Here is a 23843-nt window from a genome sequence, read left to right on the forward strand (position 1 = left end):
GACTAAAAATACTAGTGTCACGATAGTCGAGATTGAACGTCGAATTTCTATAAAACTGTTTTTGGGTTGCTCCAGTCAATTAGGCCCGATCTCATATTAAATAGTCGATGAAACGTTTACCTTCGAATCTTAAATTAATAGGTGGTTACGCTCTTTTTTTTGGCATAATTCTGATCATTTACAAAGCTGCATTTTTATGGATTTATTCTTATCGACTGCAGGGCGTAGCATTCAAGGAGATTCTCTTTGCTTTATTTGTCGGTTTGCGATTTGATTTTTCGGTAATCGGAATTCTCTTAGGAGCCTTTGCGGTGTTATCCGCAATTCCTTATTTTAATCGTTACAAATACTATGTCTTTTTTTGGGGATACACTCCGATTCTAATGAGCGTTTGGATGATTTCGCATTTAATAGCCGATATCATTTATTTCGAGAATGCCAACAAACATATCGGCTACGAAGGGTTTGTATTTATCGGAAAAGACCTCGGAGTCATTCTTAAATCGGCTTTCGAAGAAAGCCCGATATTCATCGCCTCCGCCTTGGTTTTATTTTCAATTTTTCTGCCGTTATCGACTTATTACTTTTTGAAATATAATCCCTACCGATATGAACCGGGAAATTGGAAGAAGGAATCGATCCAGTTCGGTATTCTATTAATCATTTCGATTGTAGCCATTCGAGGCGGAATTCAAGAAACTCCTCTGAGAGCTAGCAACGCGATTGTTTCCAGCCATGCTTTTGTTAATAATATTGCGTTGAACGGTATTTTTACTTCCATAATGGATTTAAAAAGCCAATCCATTCCGAATTATCTGGCTTTAGAAATGGAACAGGCGGTGACCGTCGTTCAGACCGAAATCAGCTATCCTGGAGCACAATTCGTCAGTAAAAAATTCCCGCTTTTGAGAAAGCAAAACCAAACGAATTTCGGGACGCCGCCCAATATAGTATTGATACTCTTAGAGAATTGGACGGGAAAATTCATCAACCCGATCTCCGACGGTAAAATCGCAGGAAGGGAGCTCACCCCTCATTTTAATCGACTTTTAAGGGAAGGTAGATTCTACACTCGTTTCTTTGCCTCGGGCGGTAGAACCACGAACGGAATGCTATCCGTACTGACCGGTATATCCGACAGGCCGGGGCTCACAGTCGTACGAACTCACCAAGTATTGGGTAATTTTTCGGGAATCGGAAATATCTTTAAAAAACTCGGTTACGAAACGTTCTTTGTTACCGGCGGCGATTTAAGTTTTGATAATAAAGCGACATTAATACCTCATTGGGGGTTCGATACAGTCATCGGTGAAAAAGAAATAGCCCGAATGAATCGTTTTCAATTGGGAGCATGGGGATACGACGATGCGGACGTATTGCAAATACTGCATGAAAAAATTTCCGCGTCTAAAAAACCCTTCTTAGGGGTTTCTCTCACTCTTTCAACGCATTATCCGTATCGAGCTCCTGAAGGAAGATTTCGAATTTTCGACTCTTCCGTCCAAGATTTCGAATATCTAAACGTTTATCACTATGCCGATTGGGCAATTCAGGACTTTATTTCTCGGGCGAAAAAATCCGGGTACTTTAAGAATACGATTTTCATTTTCGTGGCGGACCATACGCATCATAGATATTTGGATTATTACGAAGATCGTAATATTCCTTTTTTGATCTATGCTCCGGGTAGGATTCAACCTGGCATCGATGAGCGATATGCTTCTCAATTGGATGTTATACCGACTATTTTAGGCTTAGTGGGAAAGGAAGTATACTTCTCCGCCATGGGAAGAGATTTGCTTTCTCCTAAGCATTCTACTTCGGCGTACTTCGCTTACGGTAATTTGTTCGGTTGGATAGAAAGCGATCTTTTCTATACACATTTTGTCGATGGAAATAGAAATCTAAAATATACCGTGAATTCGCCTCGTGTTTTTTCATCTATTTGCGATTCCAAACCTGAAATCTGCGATTCTCACTTTTTAAAGGGAAGAGCTTTCTTGAATTTGGGACACGAACTACTAAATCAAAATTTAATATTTCCGTCCGAAGAACAGCTCAAGCAACGAGCCTTTTAAAGGAAAGGGACTATTTGCCTTTCGGCTTTTTCGAAGTATCGTCGTCGGAACCGCCAAATAAACCGTTAACTCCGTCCCACAAATCGCGAACGTATTCTCCGATTACGGAGCCCGCAACGCCTCCGCCATATGGACCGCCCAAAGGTAGAAGATAGGGACCAAGTAAGATAGAACCTGCATAGACTGAACCCAGCCAAATAGGGTCTATATAAGGAATCCCTTTTCCGAAAATTCCTTTGTAGAGAATCGGTATTTTCGCCGCCTGACCCACTAGCTTACCGCCTAAGCGAAGATAAAGGATCATATCGATTCGTTTATCAAAACCCAAATTTCCGTTTCCATCAACTTCCATTCCGCTTCCTTCGATAGACAAGTTGGGGAAGAAAAGTCGATTATTTCTGACTCTTAAATCGGACTTCAAATCGGAAAACTGGAATTTTCTTCCGTCGACGCCCTTAAAGCTGATGATTTTTCCAAGAGTATTAAGTACGGGGATCATGAAATTTGCGTATCCTATCAATTCGCCGTTTCTGATTTCTAAATTCCCGGACCCGACCATATTAGCAAAAAGTTCGGTTACAGTGTCTCTAGATCGATCGCGGATCGATGTTTCGAGAAAAAATCTGCTGTAAAGTTCACCGCTAATAATTCTCTCGGAAAGGTAAGGTAATAAGATCCTATCCGATTGGAGTCGAAACGCTTCGCCTTCTACTTCAATCTTAGGCACAAATGGAAAGATCTTTGCCTTCCCTACAATTTCACCATTGTATATAAATGCGTGAAAGCTTGGGACGGCAATCATGGGGTAAACGTATTTAGCTTCCCCTTTTACGGATAAAAATCTATGCTTGAACGCGAAGAGATTGTTCAATTCGGCGTTGAAATAAAAAATTCCGGGAGGGGATTTAGGATCGAATAGATCGTCTCGAACTTGAAATAATTTACAAAGCTTTATAAGATTATGATAGTCTGCATAATCGCTATGAATATCGAATTGACCGACCGTTCGATTTTTCCAATTTACGCTACCTGTTCCGGTGACTTTTGCCACCCCTTCCCATAATGCATCCACGAAAGATAAGGAAATTTTGCGTCCAAAAGGATCTAGATCGAAATCTACGTCCGCTTTGATTTTTCCGAAAGGGGCGCCGCCTTTGTAAGCAAGATCCTTAACCAAGGATCGAACCTTAAAACGGATCGAGGAATTTTCGTCTTTAGAAGCTTCGATTCTTCCCGTGATCGTAGTTTTTGACAAATCCGCCGAAGGAAAAATGAAGAATAAATCTCTGAGTAAGGAAAGGGAAAGTTCTTCTAGATTTAAAACTACTTTGAATTGAAGTTTGTCCCAGTCAGTCGTCGATTTCTCGAGTGCGGCGGTTATTTGTAAATCGATCGGTTGTTCATCTATCTTTCCTTTAAATAAAAACTGCAACTCGGTTCCATAAAAGGAAACGGAACTTCTCGATCTATAAAAATATACTCTGTATTCGCGATTATGAGAATCTTCTTTGTATTCTAACGTAAAATTATTTATTTCAATGTTCTTTAATCCGATCCCGACGAAATTTTTCGCAGATAGGCCTAAGTTTGTCGTCAAATTTTCGGGAATAAGTTTTACGCTGGATCGTTGATCCAGATTTCGATCGCCCTCTTTCAGATACTCTAGTAAGTCGAAAGAACCATCTTTTCGCCTTTCTAAAAAAAGGGAACCGCCTTCTACAGAAATGTCTCTTAATTCTATCACCCCGCGAAGTAAGCCGAACCAGGAAATATCCAAATCGATTCGATTACTTACGGCTAAAAGAACATTATTCTTTTTTATGGAAACATGATTTAGTTCTATACCAGGAAAGGGTAAAATTATTAAATCAGAATCCGCGACTTCGATATTCAATCCTGTGGCTTGGCTGATTTGATTTAATAAAAATTCCTTATAAAACTCTTTTCTCTGCAAAAAAGGAAAGTAAACTAGAACTAAAAATAAAATTACTATAAGCGAGATACAGAAAAGAATCCTTATTTTTTTCTTTTCAAGATAATCGGAAACGACATCCCAGGAGCGCATCTCATTTCTCCAACGGAAAATGACATAGAGTTTTATGATCCTGCGTAAGCGTTTTCCACTCGGGAGTTTGTTCGCCGCAAACCGGCTGGGCAATAGGGCACCTAGTATGAAAATGACAACCTTTCGGTTTATTCAAAATGCTCGGGACTTCGCCTTTGAGAGGGATTTTCTTTGTCTTCCTATTTTCGATGTCGAAGATTGATCCGAACAGCGCCTTTGTATAAGGGTGCGATGGGATATCGAAAACCTTATTTGTCGGCCCTGTTTCTACAATTCGGCCCAAATACATGACTGCAATTCGATCCGATATTGCCCGAACGATTCCGAGATCGTGTGAGATAAATAGGTAGGATAATCCAAAATCCTTTTTTAGCTCTTGGAGAAGCAGCAAGACTTGGGCCTGGGTGGAAACATCCAGCGCAGAAACTGCTTCATCTAAAACAATGAACTCCGGTTTTAAAACGAGTGCCCGCGCGATGGCAATTCTCTGTCTTTGCCCGCCGGAAAATTCGTGCGGATATCGATATAAAATATCAGTAGGGAGACCAACATTCTCCAAAATTGTCCGAGCCGACTCTTCGATCGATTCATCGCTTCTTTTTTCATGAAGAAGCAATCCTTCGGTTAATATTTCCTTAATGTTCATTCTTGGATTGAGGGAGGAATAAGGGTCTTGAAATACGATCTGAATCTTTTTTCGAAAGGGCAGGAATTCCTTGTCAGACAGGGTAAGAATGTCTTTGCCCTTATAGGAAATTCCCCCTCCGTCAGGTTTTAATAATTTAAGTATCGCTCGACCGAGAGTAGATTTTCCGCAACCGGACTCTCCCACTAATCCTAGAGTTTCTCCGTCCAGGAGAGAGAGACTGACGTTCTCGACCGCAAGTAATTTGGCCTTCTTTCTTCCAAAAAAGGTCTCCTTTCCGAAACCTACCGTTAAATCGCTTATTTCTAATAAAGAATTCATATCGTTCCCCCTCTATCGGAAACGAGAAAACAGGAAGATAGATGCTCGGGATGATTTGTCGGATAAAGCTCGGGCTTTGATTCACGGCACCGCTGAAAGGCCGAGCGGCAGCGGTTTTGATAATGACACCCTGGAGGATAGGAACCGGGCGAAGGAACTCTACCTTCGATCGTTTTAAAAGCGCCTGTCGTAATAAATCGAGACGGGAGGGAGTTTAATAAATCCTGAGTATAAGGATGAGAGGGAAATTCAATAATCGAATCGGTTTCGCCGATTTCGGAGACGTTACCCGCATATAATACGCAAATCTTGTCCGCGATATGACTTACCAATCCAAAATCGTGAGATATGAATAGGACTGAAAGGCCGAACTCTCCCTTTAATTTTAGTAATAATTCCACAAGCTGCGCCTGCACAGTGACGTCGAGTGCGGACGTAGGCTCGTCCGCGATGAGCAGCTTAGGATCGCACATCAATGCCATCGCAATACTTACCCTTTGTAAAATTCCGCCGCTAAGCTGATGGGGATAAGATTCCATTCTCATCTTAATATCCGTGATTCCGACAGAAGAAAGTAAATACTCGGCTTTTTGCTCCGCCTCCTTTCTGGAGCCGACGGAGTGAATTATATAACCCTCGGTCATTTGGTCTTTTATCTTCTGCAACGGATCCAAAGAAGAGAAGGGTTCTTGGAACACATACGCGATGTCCTTACCTCGGATTTTTTCGAGCTTCTTAGAAGGAAGAGTTAATAAATTTTGGCTTTCAAACAATATCTCTCCTCCGGCGACTCGAAATAGATCTAAGGGAAGAAGTTTCGTCAGCGCCAGAGAGCAAATCGATTTTCCGCAGCCGGATTCTCCGACAAGCGCTAGAACTTTTCCCTTTTCCAATTGGAAGGAAAGATTTTGCAATAGAGGAACGTAGCCGATTTCGGTTCTAAGATCCAAACTTAGATTAGAAACGGATAGAATGATATTGTTCAAGTTCATTCGTATGACGTCCTTTCCTTGGCATCGAAGGAGTCTCTAAGACCTTCACCGACGAACGATGTGAGTAAAATCGTTAAAGCCAGTGCAAGTGACGGAAACGTAATTAGCCACCAGGCGCGTAGGTTCTCCCTACCTTGTCCGATCATTTCTCCCCAGGAAGGATTCGGCGCGGGAATTCCGTATCCAAGGAAGTCTAAGGCGCTTAAGATGCCGACCGCTCCTATCAGTGTAAAAGGTAAAAAGGTGACAAGAGGGGTAATTGCGTTCGGAAGAATATGGTTTTTCATAATTTTCCAAGGACTTGCTCCTAAGGCACGCGCAGCGTCGACGTACGTCTGCGTTTTGAGTTTGTAAAATTCACCTCGCATATAAGCGCTGATTCCGATCCAACTCAATGCGGCGTAGGTAATCAATAATACTAAAAACCCTCGTCCAAAAAAGGATCCCATGATTAAGATTAAATAAAGGAATGGAATTGCGGATAAGATTTCTATGATTCTTTGAAGAATGATATCGGTTCTCTTTCCGAAATATCCTTGGATCCCGCCGATTACTGTCCCTAAAAGTAGTTCCATTACTACGAGCACTAACCCGAAGCTCATCGAGTTTCTATAGGCATAGAAAATTCTTGTAAAGACGTCTCGGCCTCGATCGTCGGTTCCTAACCAATGTTTTTTTCCCGGCGAGGAAGGGGGCGCGTCGTCAACTTCCAAATTTTCGAGATTATCTTCGTTATAGCCGTACGGAACAGGCGGAAACAAAACCCAGTTATTGTTATGTTCGAAAGCTTCGCTTTTCGCCAGCTTCTTATAATTAGGGGCGGTTAAATTACTTCCCCCGAATGTCTGGTCGGTATAAAATTCGAAAATCGGAAAATAAATTTTTCCCGAATATGATACGATCCAAGGTTGATTATTCGCTAATAAGGGAGCGAATAAAGAAAGCCCATAGGAGAGTAAAAGAATCCACAGAGAAATCCAAGCCCTTGGATTGGATTTGAATTTCTTAAATCGTCTTTGTAAAAGGGGACTCATGCTTCGAAATTGATCCTTGGATCGATCCAAATATAACAAATGTCGGAAAGAATATTACCGAATAAGGCGAGTAAACTTTGGATTAATAACAACCCCATCATTAAGTCGGTGTCTCTTTCGGTGACGGCCTGAAAACTCAAAAGTCCCATCCCGTCTATATTAAATACTAACTCTATAATTAAAGATCCGGCCAAGACTAAACTGATATTCGAGCCGAAACCGGTAGCGATCGGAATCAAACTATTTCGAAAGGCATGTCTAAAGACCGCGTCCTTAAAGGACATGCCTTTAGCGATCGCGGTCCGTACGTACTCTTTCGATATTTGATCCAGTAGAGAATTTTTCATTAATAAAGTTAGAACTGCGAATGAGCCGGAAACATAACAAAGAACGGGAAGAAACATGTGTTCCAATCGATCTTGAATTCGATCAAAAAATCCTAGAGATTCGTATTCGTCCGAAACTTCGTGACCTAATGGAAACCAGGAAAAAACTTCGCCCGAAGCAAACACATAAAGTAAAAGCATGGCTAGCGCAAAAACCGGAATCGAATATGCCAATAAAATCAAGATGCTTGTCGCTGCATCGAATGCCTCTCCGCTACGAAGTGCTTTTGCGATTCCTAACGGAATGCAAATCAGGTAGGATAGAAAAAAACCTGAAAGTCCGAACGTTAAAGACACCGGAATTTTTTCGGAAATAAGTTCTGAAACGGGCCTTGAGTGTAGACGCGAATCTCCTAGGTCGAGGCTGATAATATCTTTTAACCAGAAAAGATATGCGATAGGAATCGGTTTATCTAGGTGAAGACGCTTTCTTAGAATCTCGATTTCTTCCTGACTAATCTGGTTCGCTTGTGCGCCTTGCAAGCTAGCGTAGCCTCTAATTTTAGCGATTTCCGTTTCAAGAGGCCCGCCGGGCGCGAGATGAGAAAGAATAAAGACGAGAAAGGTAATCCCTAACAAAGTCGGAAGAATCAAAAACAATCTTTTTAGAAAATAATTTCCCATACCGGTCATCTAGATGAGTTAACAATCTTATCTTCAAGCATCGAACTATTTTTCAAAAATAGTCGCATGGAATAAAGATTTTTTCGACCGGTTTTGGTTACTTTCGTTACCTCCGCTGTCCTCCTTTCAATTCGAGGTAGCCCTTGCCTGATACCGGCTTTCCATCTTTAAAACCTTTCACGCTGATTCCACCTTCCCAATAGATCAAGCCGGAGGTTTCTCTCGCGTCGAATTCTTGATCTTCAAATTTGGGGTTTATTTCCAGCGCAAGCTGATCGGATTCGAGGGTCCATTCTAAAGAGTATGGAATTCCGGTTTTGGAACTTTTCCAGATTTTGTTTTTGGGCTGAAAGCGAAGATCGCCTTCCTTTTCGAACGATCTTACTTTCCCGTCGCGATTTCTGACCGTTCCGAAGGTTTCGGAAGCTTCTCCGGATTTACGGCGAAAATTAAAGGCCATGATATCCGATCCGTCGTCGAGTTGTATGCAGATCCAATCCCAAGCATTTTCCTTGGAAGTAAGATTGCTCGCATTAACAGTTCCTTCAGGACTACTCCATTCGTGATCCATCCAGCTGTTTCCGGATGTTACGACATACTCTTTGCCGTCCAAATAAAGAGTTCCTTTGGTTTCCAAGCGAGGAATACTATAATAGTACGAATAAAATTCCGGGTGAACCCGGCTCTTAATCGATTTTCCCTTATTTCCATGGAGTAGAATTTCTTCAGGCTTGCCTTTCAATTCCAATTCGATTCCGAATCCCGATTCTTGACGAGGGAAGGCAGTGATTCGAAATTCGGCCGGCCCCAGCACTTCCATTCGATAATCGCTGCTCCAAATGGAACGCTTATCCTGTCCGGCTAAACTCCCCAACTCTCGTTCTAAACCTTGTGCGGTTTTGTGAATTTTTTCGTTTATATCGGAAATTGCAAAATGGACCGGGTAAACGGAAACCTTGGATCCGAAAAATGCGCGAAAGAAGCTAAGCTCGTACCCCAATTCTTTACCGGTTTCCGTATTTAGAATACCGACGAAATAGCACCATTCAACGCGAAAGCCGTTATGAAAAAAATGATCTTGGGGAAATCTGAACTGCTTTCCGCTTTCAGTTCGTCCTTGTGGCGTCTTATTCGGGCCGAACGCGACTGCATGCTCTGCATTCGAAGAAAGGGCGAATAATAAGATCGTTATTAGTAATGCGAATCGTATCCGAGGAATAACTCTATTACGTCTTTTCCGAATATGCGCCTGAGTATCCCGCTTTTTATTTCCGTAAAACATCTCTATTGTCCACTTGCATCTTTAATTTCGGAATTAATGGAAACTTGCAATACTGGTAAATCACCGCTATCGTAAAAATACTTTTAACGGCTCGCTTCACGTCTTTTAATCAAAAAGTAATAAAATTTTCGCTCGAATTCAAGTGTATATTTCGACGGATTAAGCGTTCAAATTCTACTTGTTCGGGCTGTTCCGACCTTCTCAATTGGTCTATGTCTAAGATCGTACCGAGAAGCGAGCGAAAAAAGGTTAGAAAATTCCTTCAATACGCTTTCGCGAGATTGCTCGTTGGATTCCTTTCTTTCTTTCCGTATAAACTTCGCGGTAAGCTTTTATTCTCGGTAGTTTCATTACTCGGAAAAGCGACGGGTTCTGCGAAAAATCGAATCGAGCGACATATTCGGCTGGCCTTTCCTACAAAGACCGACTCGGAAGTGCAGACGTTAATCACCCATAATCTGCGAAATCTGGCAAATATGGCCAACGAGTTTTGCGAAGAACCGCGTATGAATAGTAAGTTTCTAAATGATTGGGTAACCCTTTTACCTAACCCGGAAACTCATGCACGTCTCTTCGGGAAAGGCGGTATCCTGGTTTTAGGACACCTTGGGAATTGGGAGACGATGGGGGTCTCCGTCTGCTATTCGGCTCCTAAAAACAACCTTTACGTTTTTGCTAAACGACAAAGTAATCCTTGGTCAAATGCCTGGATCGAGCGGAATCGAGCTACTCAAGGAATCAAACTCGTGTACACGGATGAAAGTCCGCGAAAAGCATTAAGCCTTCTTAAACAAGGAAAATTAGTCGCGTTTATTTCCGATCAAGATGCGGGAAAGAACGGAACCTTCTTTCCATTTTTAGGAAGATTTGCTTCTACCTTCCTCGGACCCGCGACATTCGCTAGAATGACCGATGTGCCGATTCTATTTTGTAGTAGTTGGTACGACGATGCGGGTAAGTTATACTTTTACGTTGAAGAATTTCAACGACCGCTTTCCGATCCTAGAAAGGATCCTGAAAAATGGGAAAGGGAGTTTACTTATAAATGGGTCAAGCGCCTCGAAGCGGAAGTTAACGAACATCCTGCCGACTATTTTTGGCTGCATAGGCGTTGGCATACGAAACCGGAGAACGAAAAAGAATTACAAATTTTTTGGGATGCTTTCCAACTTCCGTTCCAAAACTGAATCGGATCGTCTACTTCGTGTTATTTGACCGAAACGTCTTTATTGCCGGACTTCCTTGAATCCTCTGAGCTGGAATTCATAGGGCGAATACCGATCGACTCATAGAGGTCGCGACAGAGCCCGCATTCTTGCAATTCCTTTCTGCATTCCTCTTTTTCCGTTTCGGAAAGCTCGGGCCAAAGGTCCCGCAATTCATTCGGGTCGTTTGATAAGTCGTATAATTTCTCTTTCGGCGGTATCGTATTTAAGTTCATTAGGTAATGAAGATTGCCTTTTAAATAACTGATCCCTACTTTATAAAGCGATATCTCGTTATTATTGGTTACGATAATTTTTCTTTCGGCATCCAGATCTCTCAAAAGGGATTTTCCTTCCAATTTCGAGATATAATTTTTTACGTCCGGTTTATTCTCTAAGTTCAGAATATCCAATATTGTCGGAATGACATCGGTATTTGCGACGGTGCGGGTCGTGTTTCTTTTTAATGCCTCCGTTCGGATCCCATTTTTACTAAGGGCAGGAGGGAGTGAAATTATCATAGGAATTGCAATCGTTTCGATATGGTTACTATCGATATGGCCTAGATAATCGTGTTCGAATAACGATTCTCCATGGTCTGAAGTAAAAATAACTATAGTGTTTTCCGTTAAGCCCTCCGATTTCATAAATTCGTAAACTTCTTTCAATAAGCTATCCATGTGACGGACGGAGTTATCGTATTGATCAGGGACCGTATTGACAGGGAATACTTTTTCTTCCTCTGGGATTAGATAGGGAAAATGATTCGTATTGAAATGAAGTACTCCCGCGAATTTCTCGTTTTTATTCTTTAAGAATTTAACGTATTGTTTAAATTCTTGAACGGTTTTGCGATCGTCGATTCCAATATCGTTAAAAACTCCCGATCCGCTTGCTTCCTTATCCCAAATTTTATCGATACTCGAGTTTCGGAAAAAACCTTTGAAATTATTCCATTGCAGATCATGGCTGGTAATGTAGAAGGTCGAGTAATTTGCAATCTTTGCATATTCCCAAAAAAGGGGAAAACTGTGAGTCATGGGCACAGGTTGAGCCGGAGATACTCCCGAAAGTATGCTAGGAAAGGAAAGTAAGGTCGAGCTCGAATTTGAGAAAGCTTTTTTGAAAACGAACGTCGAATATTGATTCGCATTTTTTACGTTCTGAACCAGAAAAGGTGTAGTGTCTTTTTTATAACCGTAAAGACTCATATTATTTTTACGTAAACTTTCGGCGACGATCAGTAGGATATTGAACGTAGGCGTAGGGCTTACGTTTGATAGTTTAGGTTTATTTCTAGACTGGAGCCCGGCCGAACCTAAACTGTCGCCTGTAAGTTTGTTATAAACGTTTCTCCATACGAATGCGATCGTGTTCGTATCGGACACGTAAACTTGATCGTTGAAGCGGGTATTGTTATGAAGAAATGCAGTAAGGAGTAAAAAACAAAAAATCGACGCCAAACGTAGAATCTTTCTGAATCTAAATTTTTGCGATAGGACTTTCGTCGAAAGATAAAGAAGCGATGCGATTAAAAGATATAATAGGCACGCGAGAACGATTAATCGTCCGGTTAAGCCTCCCCAAAAAATCGTCCAACTATTCAACGGCTCTTGGAACAGGAACGAAAAGACGAAAAAATTAGGCATGATTCCGGTATAAGCGTAATATCCATAAGAACCGGCCATACATGCGGTGTAGAAAAATGCCGCTAGCAAAAGTGAAGTCCAATAAAGACCTTTGTTTCCGTAAAAATAAAGAAAACGAAGCCCGATTATTAGAGCGGAATAGAGTAGGATCGTGTAGATAAATGATAATAGGTAAAACGACCATTGCAGAGTTTTAAAGCCCGGAAAAACTTCGTCTCGGATAATTAAATCCGATAATAGTAGGATTACTGGAATTGCGATTAAAACCGCTTTCTTTCCCATGATCGACAGTGTTTTATTTATTTTGAATCCCATCGTAGGACCAAAGTTTTTCCGGTGAATGTACCTCGTCAATTACATAGATTGGAATTAATGGTCACTTGAAACCGTGATGGTATGTCTAAAAAAAGGAGAACTTGATTTTATGTTCAGAATCCCTTTTCTCACTTTGCTTCTGTTTCCCTTAACGTTACATTGCTGTCATCCGTCAAAATCGGGTTATACTCCGTTAAGTAATGCTCAAGAATTTTCCAAGTATTGGGATTCGGGCTTGGCGGAGATTACGACATTTGATCTAGTCCAAGCTCGTTACGGAAATCTAAATCATGGAATTGCCACGATGATTTACGTCCATGAGGGTTTTTCCGATTCCAAACAAGTAAAACTCGATTTTCCGGAGAATTCTCCCGATGACATAGTTCCGGTTTTAAAACTAAATTTAACGAAGGATTTTTTGACCGGGGTTTATCCGTACAAACTGATGTTGTCCATATTTACTCCGCGAACCGAGCTGCCTCGCAGTCTTAAAGAAGTTGTAAGCGTTCAAGAATGGTGCGGAACGACTTATCTTCAATTGAATTTGGACGATAAAGATTATAATTTAATCTCGTTTTCTTACTTTGAAACGGAAGGTGATCGAAAAAGCAAAATCGTAGAATCGATTTTAGAGGATGAAATTTGGAATCGGATTCGATTGGCTCCGGAAAAACTTCCGACCGGTAAGATTAGAATTTTACCGGGTTTATTCTATATTCGGTTTGTACATCGGGATCCAATCCCGGCCGTTGCGAACGCGCAGATCAAAAAAATATCCGAAAAAATTTCTCGCTACGAGCTCGAATATCCCGAGTTGAAGCGAACTTTGAAAATCGATTTTGAATCTGCCTTTCCCTATAGAATTGGAGGCTGGGAAGAAACATACCCCGATGGAGATTTTCGGTCGGAACCTAGGATGCTGACAACTACTGCAAAGTTTCGGCGCTCATCCAGGATTGCCTACTGGGAAAGGCATTTTCCCGCCGACCGAATCTTGCGAAATGACTTGGGGCTTCCTATAAACTAAAAGAATCTTAGTATTCTGATCTCGAATCCGGAATTTGTTACTCTGCTGAAGACGATTCTTAGGGACATAATAATATACAGATTGTTAAAAAATACGCGAATCATTTCGATTCTCGCAGTATAACCTGAAACTGTCGGGAGAATTATGTTGCTCAGTTTTGGTCTTTATCCTTTTTGTATAATCTCTTAAAAATTCTCTGTTCGTATCGATCAAACTGAGGAAGTTGGACTGAGAGTTTCGACTATACTTTACAAAAAATCCAATATATAAAACTTTGGTACAGTATATTAGCAAAAAGGTGCTAAAATCACTCGAAAATGAAGGTGCCAGTAACATGAACCCTTTAGAGCTGGAGAGCAAGTTAAAAGGCCTCGGATTGGAAGAATCCTTGGTTCTGATCGACAAAGAATTTCCCGGCACTGCCGTTTTTTCAACGAGCTTCGGGCTAGAAGACCAAGCCATTACTCACGCTATATTTTCCCAAAATCTCGGGATTCGCATTTTCACATTAGATACCGGCAGACTTTTTAGCGAAACTTACGAACTACACAAACGAACGAATGGAATGTACGGGAAAAAAATCCTGACCTTCTTTCCGGATACGGAGATTGTAGAAAAACTCGTGAACGAGAAAGGACCCGACTCATTCTATGATTCCATAGAAAATCGTAAGGAATGCTGTCATATCCGTAAAGTGGTTCCTTTGAATCGAGCTTTAGAAGGCGCTAAATTATGGATTACGGGAATTCGAAGCGAACAATCCGGATCTCGCGGAGATTTGCCGAAAGTCGAATTGGATTCCTCGCGTGATATCCTCAAATTCCATCCCATCTTGGATTGGAGCTGGGAAGAGACTAAATCATACGTAGATACTCACCGAATTCCGTATAACCCGCTTCATGATAAAGGTTTTCCAAGCATCGGTTGCGCACCTTGCACTAGAGCGATACTTCCCGGAGAGGATCTTCGAGCCGGTCGCTGGTGGTGGGAAAATGAATCAACCAAAGAATGCGGATTACATTGGGTCGACGGAAAACTCGTACGTAAAAAAGGATCGCAAGTATGACAACGCGGACTCGCTTAACGCATCTACAACAGTTAGAAGCGGAATCGATTTATATACTTAGGGAAGTTGCCGCCCAATTCGAGAGGCCGGCACTATTATTTTCCGGCGGAAAGGATTCTATCACACTGGTACATCTAGCCTTAAAAGCCTTTCGACCAGGGAAGTTTCCGTTTCCGTTAGTGCATATAGATACCGGGCATAATTTTCAGGAAGCATTAGATTTTCGTGATAGACTGGCCGAAAAAACCGGAGAGAAGTTAATCGTACGTTATGTCCAGGATTCCATCGACCAAGGAAAGGCGGTGGAAGAAAAAGGTAAATTTCCGAGTCGTAACGGCATTCAGACTGTAACTCTACTCGATACGATTGCCGAATTCAAATTCGACGCGTGTATCGGTGGAGCGAGAAGAGACGAGGAAAAGGCGAGAGCTAAAGAACGGGTTTTTTCCGTAAGAGACGAGTTTGGCGGTTGGGACCCGAAATTACAACGTCCCGAACTTTGGAATATATACAACGGTAAAATACATGTAGGTGAAAACGTTCGCGTTTTCCCCATAAGCAATTGGACCGAACTTGACGTTTGGGAATATATCAAAACCGAAAACATGGAACTTCCCTCGCTTTACTTCTCGCATAAACGGGAAATCGTATGGAGAGAAAATTTGATTTTCCCAGTTTCAAAATTCATCAATTTGGATTCGAACGATAAGGTTGAAGAACGAACCGTCCGGTTTCGGACAGTCGGAGATATGACCTGTACGGCAGCCGTGGAATCGGAGGCAAATTCGCTAGAGGATATCATTCGCGAAATACAAACCTCCCGTACGACGGAACGAGGCTCCCGTTTGGATGATCGAAGATCCGAAGCGGCTATGGAAGAACGTAAGCGCGGAGGTTATTTCTGATGGATTTATTACGTTTTATTACTGCAGGAAGTGTAGATGACGGAAAGTCTACATTGATCGGAAGACTTCTCTACGACAGCAAATCAGTTTTCCAAGATCAGTTGGAAGCGATCGAGAGAGCCGGCCAGGTGAATGGTCAGGTAAACCTTGCTCTTTTAACGGACGGCTTAAAAGCGGAAAGAGAACAAGGAATAACGATAGACGTCGCTTATAAATACTTTTCCACGCCTAAAAGGAAATTCATTATTGCGGACGCTCCCGGGCATGTTCAGTACACACGAAATATGGTTACCGGCGCTTCGAACGTCGATCTAGCGATCATACTTGTGGATGCAAGAAAGGGTGTGATCGAACAAACCTATCGACATTCATACATAGTTTCATTGCTACGAATTCCGTACCTTGTGGTTTGCATTAATAAAATGGATTTAGTAGGCTTCTCACAAGAGAGATTCGAGGAAATCAGAGCCGCTTACCAAAAATTTGCGGCCGAATTGGGTATTAAAGAAATAGAATTCATTCCTATTTCTGCGCTTAACGGAGATAATGTGGTAGAACCGTCTCTCGATATGTCTTGGTGGAAAGGTAAAACCTTACTGGGATATTTGGAAGAAATCGATATCGATTCCGATGAGAGTAAGCACGAAGCGAGATTTCCGGTTCAGTACGTAATTCGTCCGCAAACCGAAGAGTATCACGACTATAGAGGCTATGCTGGCCAGATCAGGAGCGGACTTTTTAAGAAAGGCGACGAGATCGTAGTTCTACCGAACGGCTTGCGATCTAGAATTAAATCCATCGATACTTATGAAGGAAGCGTCAACGAGGCGTTTGCTCCCATGTCCGTTACAATCCTGCTGGAAGACGAAATAGATATAGGGCGCGGAGATATGATCGTATTAACCGGTTCTCTTCCTTCCGTTTCCCAGGATTTGGATGCCGATGTTTGCTGGATGGATACGAAAGCTCTTCTACCCGGAAATAAGTATCTATTAAGGCAAACGACCGGATCAGTAAAGGCGGCCGTCAGAGAGATCTCCTTTAGGATAGAAACCCAAACTCATGAAAAGCTTGACGCTTCACAATTGAGTTTAAACGAAATTGGAAGGATTCGAATTCGGACTGCAAAGCCGATCGCTTTTGACGAATATTCCAAGAATAGGGGAACCGGAAGCTTCGTTCTTGTGGATGAAGGCACCAATAATACCGTGGGCGCCGGAATGATCGTGGGAATTCCTCAGTAATTCATTAGGAAATCATAATGGATAAAAAAGGAAAAGTATATTTAGTCGGTGCAGGACCGGGAAATCCGGATCTTCTAACAGTTCGCGCGCTGCGGATTTTGCAGAACGCCGAAGTCATTCTTTACGATGCCTTACTAGATCCTTCCTTTTTAGAGCTATTTCCTGCGGATGCAATCACGCATTATGTCGGTAAACGTGCCGGGCAACACTCTGCGACCCAGGCTGAAATTCAGGACCTACTCATTCGCTATTCTTTATCGGGTAAAACCGTGGTCCGCTTAAAAGGTGGAGATCCTTTTCTATTCGGAAGAGGCGGGGAAGAGCTGGAGGCGATTCGAGCCAATGGAATTCGATACGAAATCGTTCCCGGCGTGAGCTCGCTAACGGGAGGCTCTTCCGGCGCAGGATTTCCGTTAACGCATAGAGGTCTTTCCAGGCAGGTATTGATTATGGATGGCCATACGGTTTTGAATGAGGAGACGGACTGGGAATGGTTCGCGCGATTCAAGGGAACTATCGCATTATTTATGGGAACGTCTTCCATTCAAAAAATTGCGGGTAAGTTGATTCAGCATGGTGCCGATTCGGAATTACCGGTCGCGTTGGTGGAAAATGCCAGTCTTCCCGATCAAAAAACCACGGTAAGAACTCTAGGCGTCGCAGCAAGAGAGGGAATTCCTAAAATTGGAACCGGTCCGGGAATCATTTATATCGGAGCAGTAGTAGGATTACTTCCTAGTAGAACCGATTTCGAGAGGACGGATATGCAATTTCCGTACGATGCAATCGGATGAACGGTTTGCTTCCGGTATTTTTGAAACTTGAAGATAAGGATGTCCTTCTCGTTGGCGGCGGAAAAGTGGCCTTGGAAAAACTCGGATCTTTATTGGGAACCGGTTGTAGGTTAACCGTTCTGGCACGAGAAATTCATCCGGATGTGAGCAAACTCATAGCGGATCGATCCGATGTTTCTTTGATTCAAAAATCGGTCGAGCTTTCCGACCTTGCCGGGTTTCAACTTATTTATTCTGCGACTAACGATAGAGAGACGAATCAGCGATTAGTCTCGGAAGCCAAGCGATTGGGAGTTTGGATCAACTGTGCCGACGATCCTGAAAGTTGCGATTTTTATTCCGCCGCTTTTTTCGATCGGGGACCGTTGCGGGTCGCAGTATCGACTCAAGGTGAATTCGCAGGTTTGTCCGGCACTCTACGAACGATTTTGGAAGAATTATTACCGGCGGATCACGAGAACGATTTAATTGATTTATTTGAAATACGAAAAATTACAAAGCAACGTTTAGGCGATCCTGAAACGAGAAAGATCGCATTAAGAGAACTGCTTCAAGGATTTCGAGAGAAATACCTGAAGGCAAAAATAGAGAATTAATAAAAGCTAATATATAAAGGATGAATCCCTACGATGTCAGAAGGAAAAGAACTCAACGAAGTCGAGCACATTAAATTAGCGTCTCATGGACTTAGGGGAAAAATTAGAGAGGCGGTCGAAACCCGAGCGGAAGAATTTGCGGACGACGATCGTCAATTAATTAAATTTCACGGGATGTATCAACAAAAGGATAGAGATCGAAGAAAAGACGCAAACGGCGACTTCATCGAAAATCCGACCTCCTTTATGATCAGGGGTAGAATACCCGGCGGAAGATTAACCGCTCAGCAATATTTGGTTTGGGACGAGTTAGGGGATAAATTTGCCGGAGGAGCTCTTCGCTTAACCACTCGCCAATCCATTCAGATGCATACGATTCGCTTAACCGACCTTCGCCCGATTATGCAAGCGGTCGATAAGGTGAATTTATCCACGATGGGGGCTTGCGGAGACGTAGTCAGAAATGTTACCCAAGCGCTCAATCCTTGGGGAAGAACGGACTTGAACCAATTGGACGAATTCGCTCAATTACTATCCGATCATTTCAAATATAAAAGTAAAGCATACGCCGAAGTTTGGCTGGGCGAAACACAAATTAATAAGGAGGAGGAAGAAGACCGAATTTACGGAAAGACATACCTCCCCAGAAAATTCAAAATTGCGATCACTCTTGCCGGCAACAATTCCGTCGATATCTATACCAACGATATGGGTTTTGCCGCAACTTTAAGTGCGGATCAAAAAATCGACGGGTATTTCGTTTTTGCGGGCGGCGGGCTAGGTATGACTCATAATAAGCCTGAGACTTTCCCGAGAGCTGCCGATTTACTCGGATGGATTCCCGCAAAAGACTTAATTTCCGTGGCCGAAGGAATCGTAACTTCCCACCGTGATTTTGGAGATCGGACGAATCGTAAGCATGCTCGTCTTAAATATGTTCTGGCCGAAAAAGGAGTCGAATGGTTTCGATCCGAAGTCGAAAAAAGGTCCGGCTCTAAATTCGATACTAATAAGACGCTTCCTAAATGGGAAACTCCAAATTACCTAGGTTGGACTTTAAGGGAAGACGGAACTTATTCTTTGGGCTTTCATACTTTGTCGGGACGAATCAAAGATTTTCCTGACAAGCCTCTAAAGACCGCCTTAAGGGACATCATTTCCACTTTTAAATTAGATGTTCAAGTGACCGCCGATCAGGATTTGGTTTTGATGGGGATCCGCAAGGAAGATCGGGAAAAGATAGAAAATAAATTAAAAAATTATAAAGTAGATCCTGCCTCTCCTAAACCATTATACGATCGTGCATTGGCATGTCCTGCGCTTCCGACCTGCGGATTGGCCTTAACGGAGTCGGAAAGAACCTTTCCGGAACTACTGGAGGGAATCCAAAAGGTTTTAGACAAATTAGATTTAAATGATCGTGCTCCTATCGTAAGAATGACGGGTTGTCCAAACGGTTGTGCAAGACCTTATTCTGCGGAAGTCGGAATCGTCGGGCAACAGGCGGGCGGAAAATACTCGTTATTCTTCGGCGGCAATCCGGAAGGAACTAAAGTCGGAGACTACGTAGCTAAGAAAGTTGCGTTCGCTGATATTCCCGTTCAGCTCGAAAAGGCGTTTGAATTATGGAAGAAAGAGGGACAGGCCGAAGAGAGATTCGGGAGTTTTGCCGAACGCTACGGAATAGATAACTTTAGAAGTTTACTAGGTTCTATGTAAGGGCGCATCCCCTTCGGGGTCGGGCTGCTCCGGGTTCGCGGAGTACCGCTCGGTCCTTTGGACCCGCGGTCGTTCCGACCGCGGCCCTACACATCCCTTGCGCGCATCTTTTAGAGATTAAAAAAAAGATTCCAAGGTCTCGAATTTCCATTTCCATATTTTATCGGACGCATTTCCGGCAAGTAAAAGCCCTCTTCCGAATTCGATTGCAGCCGTGGTTGATCCGACTCGACTTGAAGAAGAGTCGGTCAGCGCGAATGTCACATCTCCCGCTTCGTTCATTCCCAAGATATAGGTAAAGGTTCCTTCCTTTGGTTTGAAAAAAACGGGTAACGCAGCGACGTACTTTTTCAGGATAGGTTTTTCCTGAATTTTATCGATTAGTTTGTGCCGTGGCGCCGAAAGGGCGATCCAGAATGCGTCTTTTTTATCGGAGTGGATCAAGGCAGGGCTACCGGGAAGATGGGTAATAAAAAATTGTTCTTTTCCGGTTTTCTTCCCTTTTAACCAAAATCGGGTTACTCGATGTCTATACTTTTCCGCGTACACCAAAAATTCCTCTCTCGAAGAAAGCGCTATCCCCGTAGGTGCATATACTTCGTCCAACACGACGGTAATGGATTGGTCTTTGGGTTTATAAGCCAAGATCCTTCCGTTAGGTCTAGATTCGAGCTCTTCTAAGTAAGAAGAGTCGTACGAAAATTTCCTACTAACCTCGGTAAAATAAACCGTTCCGTCTGACGCTATATCTAACCCATAAAGATTTCCTAATGTATTTCCCTGTTCGTCCTGCCTCGCCAGGATGTTTTCCTTCCCCTGCGGGTCATAAAAAGCAAGTCCTACACCGGAGAGACAAGTCACTAAGTTGCCTTTTCCGTCGAAGGCTAAACCCAGCGGTCTTCCGGACGTTCTTGCAAATACCTCCACTTTTCCGTCGGTCTTAATTCTGTAGATGTTTCCGTCTGAGGATCCGGTGTAAATCCACCCTTTCGAATCCAAAGCGATCGCAAATGGTTCCGAAATCTTTCCTTCGTGGACTGCCTCGGAAAAAAAGAGAGCATTATCTTCCCCTTGGGGAATCGGGGAATCTACGGAATAAAATTCCGGATCAGTTTTATTCCATCCGACGAGAATCGATACGAAAAGTAAAGATATGACCGAAAGGATAGGGAATACGATTCTAAGGAAAGGATTAAGATATATACTTCTGAGCATTAAACGTGACCCCTAAAAATGGGTCGTTGTTTTTGACTATTTCGTAATACTTCGAAATGTAAATGAAAACCGGTAGCTCTTCCGGTTTTTCCTACTTCTCCTATCTGTTGCCCTTTTTTCACCTTCGTTCCTTCCGGAATTAAAATCTTATCTAAATGCCCGTATCTAGTTTCATATCCGAGAAGATGTTTGAGAACGACAAGATTTCCGTATCCGCCCTTAGAATCTGCAAATGAAACGATTCCGTCGGCAGAGGCATAAACCGGAGTTCCTTTTTCGGCAGCGAGATCGATTCCGCCGTGAAACGTATCTTTTTTCGTGAAAGGATCCTTCCTTTTTCCGAAGCGGGAACTGATATGTCCTTCCTCAGCAAGAGGATTCGAAAAGGCCATTCCATAAAAAAAACTTTTCTCGTCCTTAGGTAGCCCTCTTCCGGGAACGAACCAAGCGTTTCGTCGGTCATCATAATATAGGAATTTGAGCGGAATTCTGTGACGGGAGGCGATCTTCTTCCTTGCGTTCTCACTGGACGAATTTTCATCCGATTCGTAAAATCCCCGCATGTTCGGTATCAGAAGTTCCATTCCTGGATAAATATCTTGAGGGGAAGAGAGTTGATTCACGGAAGATAACGTATCCAAGTCCATCCCGGTCCTGGCCATGATCTTAAAAAAGTTATCCTTTTCCCTTACTTTATAAACTAGGAAACGGAGCGGAGCTAAGTTTTTTTGATCTAAATTCGATACCGAGACTCTGAGGTTATATTTTACTTCGTCTCTGATCCGAAGCAGGTGTTTATCGGAATAGTCAAGGCTGTTGAGGGGAAGTCGTTCAAAAACGGCGCCTACTTCCTTTAATCCCGAGATATAAACGAGAAGAAGGACGAGAAACGATACCGATCTAATTGGGATTCCGAGGAAAGTCACTACTCTATAAGAATCGGTTCGTTTAAAAAAACAATGACGCAAAAAATCGGAGGAAAATGATGGGAGGGGTCCCGACCATGGAAGAAAAAAGCAAGCAATCGAGTAGCCGAGGATTTTTCAGCGAGATCATTAAGATACTCCTGCTCCAAGTTCTGGTTTTACTAGTTGCTAACTTATTGTACCAGCAGGTAGCAAAGGTGCAAATCGAACTTTCCTTATCGGCTCGACCAGCGATTTCCGAAAAGAATTCAATCAAGTTAAAAGAGCTTCAAAACGGAAACTCGCCAGAGAATAAAAAGATCGCCTGGAACGAACCGGCCTCGGCGGAAAAAGCCCTGAGAGACTATACGGACTTTGTGGTTACAAAACGTCCCTGGTTGCTTGTAGTCGATCGAATTGCATGGGCTGTATGCTTTTTAATTCCTGCATATATGATTCTCCGGCGAATAGGCAAAGCGGACTGTACTGATTTTAGCGAGACATTCGACGGCGGCGCCTTTGGGATCGGAATTTCCGTCGGTTTTGCAACATTTTGTTTTGTGAATGTAGCGGGGGGTTTAATTTTCTTTTTTATAGGAAAGCCGCAATCAAATCCGCTGGAAGTGGCCTTGACTCAGAATTTACAGGGAAATTGGTTTTTACTTCTATGGGCCTCACTCGGGGTCAGTTTAGGTGCGGGGATCGTGGAAGAGACTTTTTTTAGAGGGTTCCTACTAAAACAATTTGTCGGAAAAGGACATGAAATATTCGGCTTAATATTTACTTCACTTATCTTCGGCCTAATTCATTATAACCCGCGCGGGTCCTGGGTTGGGCCTATTTTGCTGATCTTCGTAGGATTTTACTTCGGACTATCTTACCTAAAAACGGGAAATATTTGGGTTCCCATAACCGCGCATGTTGCTTACAACAGTTCAATGCTTGTTGCAGCGTTTTTCCTCGGAGACCGGGTTGTCGGATGATTCAAAAGCAAAAAGCAAAAATCAAACTGACAATATTTATTTCAGCGGCGTTGTTGATATGGTCGGGAAGTTCCTTGTCTGCGGGGGAAGCATTCGAATTGGATGGAGACCCCGCCGAAAACGATCTTAGAATCATTGCAGCCTTAAACAAACTTACTTACGATAGAATTATCTCGAACAAAACCACCAAGGGATTTGCGTATCGCTATACTTCGCGCTGGTATTCGCCGATAACGATCGACGTATTTGTTTTAGGTTTTTCTAAAAGAGAAAAATTGAGTTTGATTCGGATCGAATCGCCGAAGAAGGGTTCGGAGCGAGCCTTTAAGAATTACTTACTGGAAGAATTAACTAGAAAACAAGTCATGGAAGGTCAATCCTCTCCTGGCGTTGAAGGAACAGCTGAAGTATCCGGACGAAAGAGTTTTTTGATCTCCGGTACCTTGGCTTTGATAGAACCGGCGACTTCGGTGTACTATAGTTCCTCCAAATCGCCGGTTTATTCCTCTTCCGATGCTTTGAAAGGAGTGTTCGGTTATATAGTGGCCGACTTACTGCTCGCTGGCTTAGGTTACTACTATGCTTCGACTACCATACATTCTCATTCGGCCATTCAATCCTTGATGGGCAAGCCGACCCCGTCCGGAAACGTATTAGAATCGCCGGGAGCCGGAGTGTTTCTCGGTTTGCTTCTAGTACCTAGATTATACAGAATGGTCGGATCCTGGCAGGATACATACTCTCATAACCGAATACTTGAATTAAATGTATCCAAAAGTTTTTAGAAATTCG

At 42.8% G+C, this 23843-nt stretch carries 20 protein-coding genes; 11 read left to right on the top strand and 9 right to left on the bottom strand.

Annotated elements, in window-relative coordinates:
- Positions 1–107: 107 nt before the first annotated feature.
- The gene (locus LEP1GSC050_RS12805) at positions 108–2078 is read left to right on the top strand and encodes an LTA synthase family protein (RefSeq protein WP_010571604.1); all 1971 of its coding nucleotides are present in this window, start codon (positions 108–110) and stop codon (positions 2076–2078) included.
- A gap of 10 nt (positions 2079–2088) precedes the next feature.
- On the opposite strand, the gene LEP1GSC050_RS12810 is transcribed toward LEP1GSC050_RS12805, so the two are convergent.
- The 6 genes from LEP1GSC050_RS12810 to LEP1GSC050_RS12835 all read right to left on the bottom strand — a co-directional run bounded on the left by LEP1GSC050_RS12810 (position 2089) and on the right by LEP1GSC050_RS12835 (position 9428).
- Complete coding sequence (locus LEP1GSC050_RS12810; protein ID WP_020987721.1) at positions 2089–4143, bottom strand: AsmA family protein; 2055 nt, start codon at positions 4141–4143, stop codon at positions 2089–2091.
- A 1-nt stretch (position 4144) separates the two neighbouring features.
- Positions 4145–5110 carry an ABC transporter ATP-binding protein gene (locus LEP1GSC050_RS12815; RefSeq protein WP_010571606.1) on the bottom strand — a complete coding sequence of 322 codons (966 nt, stop codon included), beginning with the start codon at positions 5108–5110 and terminating at the stop codon, positions 4145–4147.
- Positions 5107–6102: an ABC transporter ATP-binding protein gene (locus tag LEP1GSC050_RS12820; RefSeq protein WP_010571607.1), complete on the bottom strand. Its 996-nt coding sequence runs from the start codon at positions 6100–6102 to the stop codon at positions 5107–5109. Before LEP1GSC050_RS12820 ends, LEP1GSC050_RS12815 begins: the two co-directional genes overlap by 4 nt.
- Positions 6099–7136, bottom strand: coding sequence for an ABC transporter permease subunit (locus LEP1GSC050_RS12825; RefSeq protein WP_010571608.1), 1038 nt, complete (start codon positions 7134–7136; stop codon positions 6099–6101). Before LEP1GSC050_RS12825 ends, LEP1GSC050_RS12820 begins: the two co-directional genes overlap by 4 nt.
- Positions 7133–8146: an ABC transporter permease subunit gene (locus LEP1GSC050_RS12830; RefSeq protein WP_010571609.1), complete on the bottom strand. Its 1014-nt coding sequence runs from the start codon at positions 8144–8146 to the stop codon at positions 7133–7135. The genes LEP1GSC050_RS12825 and LEP1GSC050_RS12830 overlap by 4 nt, the downstream gene beginning before the upstream one ends.
- Before the next feature lie 106 nt (positions 8147–8252).
- Positions 8253–9428: a lipocalin-like domain-containing protein gene (locus LEP1GSC050_RS12835; RefSeq protein ID WP_010571610.1), complete on the bottom strand. Its 1176-nt coding sequence runs from the start codon at positions 9426–9428 to the stop codon at positions 8253–8255.
- A gap of 212 nt (positions 9429–9640) precedes the next feature.
- Here LEP1GSC050_RS12835 and LEP1GSC050_RS12840 point away from each other — a divergent pair, with 212 nt between their 5' ends.
- Complete coding sequence (locus LEP1GSC050_RS12840) at positions 9641–10615, top strand: lysophospholipid acyltransferase family protein (protein ID WP_010571611.1); 975 nt, start codon at positions 9641–9643, stop codon at positions 10613–10615.
- 20 nt (positions 10616–10635) lie between these two features.
- On the opposite strand, the gene LEP1GSC050_RS12845 is transcribed toward LEP1GSC050_RS12840, so the two are convergent.
- On the bottom strand, positions 10636–12597 hold the full coding sequence (locus LEP1GSC050_RS12845; RefSeq protein ID WP_010571612.1) for a phosphoethanolamine transferase: 1962 nt from the start codon (positions 12595–12597) through the stop codon (positions 10636–10638).
- Positions 12598–12706: 109 nt separating this feature from the next.
- Here LEP1GSC050_RS12845 and LEP1GSC050_RS12850 point away from each other — a divergent pair, with 109 nt between their 5' ends.
- The 7 genes from LEP1GSC050_RS12850 (at position 12707) to LEP1GSC050_RS12880 (ending at position 19948) form a co-directional block, all read left to right on the top strand.
- Positions 12707–13624 carry a hypothetical protein gene (locus LEP1GSC050_RS12850; protein ID WP_010571613.1) on the top strand — a complete coding sequence of 306 codons (918 nt, stop codon included), beginning with the start codon at positions 12707–12709 and terminating at the stop codon, positions 13622–13624.
- 334 nt (positions 13625–13958) lie between these two features.
- Positions 13959–14690 carry a phosphoadenylyl-sulfate reductase gene (locus LEP1GSC050_RS12855; RefSeq protein ID WP_010571614.1) on the top strand — a complete coding sequence of 244 codons (732 nt, stop codon included), beginning with the start codon at positions 13959–13961 and terminating at the stop codon, positions 14688–14690.
- A complete protein-coding gene (cysD, locus tag LEP1GSC050_RS12860) occupies positions 14687–15595 on the top strand; it encodes a sulfate adenylyltransferase subunit CysD (protein ID WP_010571615.1) in 909 nt (302 codons plus the stop codon). The genes LEP1GSC050_RS12855 and cysD overlap by 4 nt, the downstream gene beginning before the upstream one ends.
- Positions 15595–16839 carry a sulfate adenylyltransferase subunit 1 gene (locus tag LEP1GSC050_RS12865; RefSeq protein ID WP_010571616.1) on the top strand — a complete coding sequence of 415 codons (1245 nt, stop codon included), beginning with the start codon at positions 15595–15597 and terminating at the stop codon, positions 16837–16839. Before cysD ends, LEP1GSC050_RS12865 begins: the two co-directional genes overlap by 1 nt.
- Before the next feature lie 17 nt (positions 16840–16856).
- Positions 16857–17633 (top strand): uroporphyrinogen-III C-methyltransferase, encoded by a 777-nt coding sequence (gene cobA / locus LEP1GSC050_RS12870; protein WP_010571617.1) that lies wholly within the window; start codon positions 16857–16859, stop codon positions 17631–17633.
- Positions 17630–18229: a precorrin-2 dehydrogenase/sirohydrochlorin ferrochelatase family protein gene (locus LEP1GSC050_RS12875; RefSeq protein ID WP_010571618.1), complete on the top strand. Its 600-nt coding sequence runs from the start codon at positions 17630–17632 to the stop codon at positions 18227–18229. Before cobA ends, LEP1GSC050_RS12875 begins: the two co-directional genes overlap by 4 nt.
- A 33-nt stretch (positions 18230–18262) precedes the next feature.
- A complete protein-coding gene (locus tag LEP1GSC050_RS12880; RefSeq protein ID WP_010571619.1) occupies positions 18263–19948 on the top strand; it encodes an NADPH-dependent assimilatory sulfite reductase hemoprotein subunit in 1686 nt (561 codons plus the stop codon).
- A 117-nt stretch (positions 19949–20065) separates the two neighbouring features.
- Here LEP1GSC050_RS12880 and LEP1GSC050_RS12885 read toward each other — a convergent pair whose 3' ends face one another.
- Positions 20066–21163, bottom strand: coding sequence for an SMP-30/gluconolactonase/LRE family protein (locus LEP1GSC050_RS12885; RefSeq protein ID WP_010571620.1), 1098 nt, complete (start codon positions 21161–21163; stop codon positions 20066–20068).
- Positions 21163–22089, bottom strand: coding sequence for a LysM peptidoglycan-binding domain-containing M23 family metallopeptidase (locus tag LEP1GSC050_RS12890; RefSeq protein WP_020987267.1), 927 nt, complete (start codon positions 22087–22089; stop codon positions 21163–21165). The genes LEP1GSC050_RS12885 and LEP1GSC050_RS12890 overlap by 1 nt, the downstream gene beginning before the upstream one ends.
- Before the next feature lie 77 nt (positions 22090–22166).
- Between LEP1GSC050_RS12890 and LEP1GSC050_RS12895 the strand changes: the two genes are divergently transcribed.
- Positions 22167–23051 carry a CPBP family intramembrane glutamic endopeptidase gene (locus LEP1GSC050_RS12895; RefSeq protein ID WP_040911675.1) on the top strand — a complete coding sequence of 295 codons (885 nt, stop codon included), beginning with the start codon at positions 22167–22169 and terminating at the stop codon, positions 23049–23051.
- On the top strand, positions 23048–23836 hold the full coding sequence (locus LEP1GSC050_RS12900; RefSeq protein WP_010571623.1) for a hypothetical protein: 789 nt from the start codon (positions 23048–23050) through the stop codon (positions 23834–23836). The genes LEP1GSC050_RS12895 and LEP1GSC050_RS12900 overlap by 4 nt, the downstream gene beginning before the upstream one ends.
- Positions 23837–23843: the final 7 nt, after the last annotated feature.

Origin of the sequence: Leptospira broomii serovar Hurstbridge str. 5399, from assembly GCF_000243715.2 — a bacterium.
GTDB classification, from domain to species: domain Bacteria; phylum Spirochaetota; class Leptospiria; order Leptospirales; family Leptospiraceae; genus Leptospira_B; species Leptospira_B broomii.

Bases quoted from the DNA above. Each gene is read 5' to 3' on its own strand.
- LEP1GSC050_RS12885 (WP_010571620.1), bottom strand. From the start codon at position 21,163: ATGCTCAGAAGTATATATCTTAATCCTTTCCTTAGAATCGTATTCCCT.
- LEP1GSC050_RS12825 (WP_010571608.1), bottom strand. From the start codon at position 7,136: ATGAGTCCCCTTTTACAAAGACGATTTAAGAAATTCAAATCCAATCCA.
- cysD (WP_010571615.1), top strand. From the start codon at position 14,687: ATGACAACGCGGACTCGCTTAACGCATCTACAACAGTTAGAAGCGGAA.
- LEP1GSC050_RS12830 (WP_010571609.1), bottom strand. From the start codon at position 8,146: ATGGGAAATTATTTTCTAAAAAGATTGTTTTTGATTCTTCCGACTTTG.
- LEP1GSC050_RS12865 (WP_010571616.1), top strand. From the start codon at position 15,595: ATGGATTTATTACGTTTTATTACTGCAGGAAGTGTAGATGACGGAAAG.
- LEP1GSC050_RS12880 (WP_010571619.1), top strand. From the start codon at position 18,263: ATGTCAGAAGGAAAAGAACTCAACGAAGTCGAGCACATTAAATTAGCG.
- LEP1GSC050_RS12820 (WP_010571607.1), bottom strand. From the start codon at position 6,102: ATGAACTTGAACAATATCATTCTATCCGTTTCTAATCTAAGTTTGGAT.
- LEP1GSC050_RS12845 (WP_010571612.1), bottom strand. From the start codon at position 12,597: ATGGGATTCAAAATAAATAAAACACTGTCGATCATGGGAAAGAAAGCG.
- LEP1GSC050_RS12835 (WP_010571610.1), bottom strand. From the start codon at position 9,428: ATGTTTTACGGAAATAAAAAGCGGGATACTCAGGCGCATATTCGGAAA.
- LEP1GSC050_RS12805 (WP_010571604.1), top strand. From the start codon at position 108: ATGAAACGTTTACCTTCGAATCTTAAATTAATAGGTGGTTACGCTCTT.
- LEP1GSC050_RS12815 (WP_010571606.1), bottom strand. From the start codon at position 5,110: ATGAATTCTTTATTAGAAATAAGCGATTTAACGGTAGGTTTCGGAAAG.
- LEP1GSC050_RS12895 (WP_040911675.1), top strand. From the start codon at position 22,167: ATGGAAGAAAAAAGCAAGCAATCGAGTAGCCGAGGATTTTTCAGCGAG.
- LEP1GSC050_RS12900 (WP_010571623.1), top strand. From the start codon at position 23,048: ATGATTCAAAAGCAAAAAGCAAAAATCAAACTGACAATATTTATTTCA.
- cobA (WP_010571617.1), top strand. From the start codon at position 16,857: ATGGATAAAAAAGGAAAAGTATATTTAGTCGGTGCAGGACCGGGAAAT.
- LEP1GSC050_RS12875 (WP_010571618.1), top strand. From the start codon at position 17,630: ATGAACGGTTTGCTTCCGGTATTTTTGAAACTTGAAGATAAGGATGTC.
- LEP1GSC050_RS12850 (WP_010571613.1), top strand. From the start codon at position 12,707: ATGTTCAGAATCCCTTTTCTCACTTTGCTTCTGTTTCCCTTAACGTTA.
- LEP1GSC050_RS12855 (WP_010571614.1), top strand. From the start codon at position 13,959: ATGAACCCTTTAGAGCTGGAGAGCAAGTTAAAAGGCCTCGGATTGGAA.
- LEP1GSC050_RS12810 (WP_020987721.1), bottom strand. From the start codon at position 4,143: ATGCGCTCCTGGGATGTCGTTTCCGATTATCTTGAAAAGAAAAAAATA.
- LEP1GSC050_RS12840 (WP_010571611.1), top strand. From the start codon at position 9,641: ATGTCTAAGATCGTACCGAGAAGCGAGCGAAAAAAGGTTAGAAAATTC.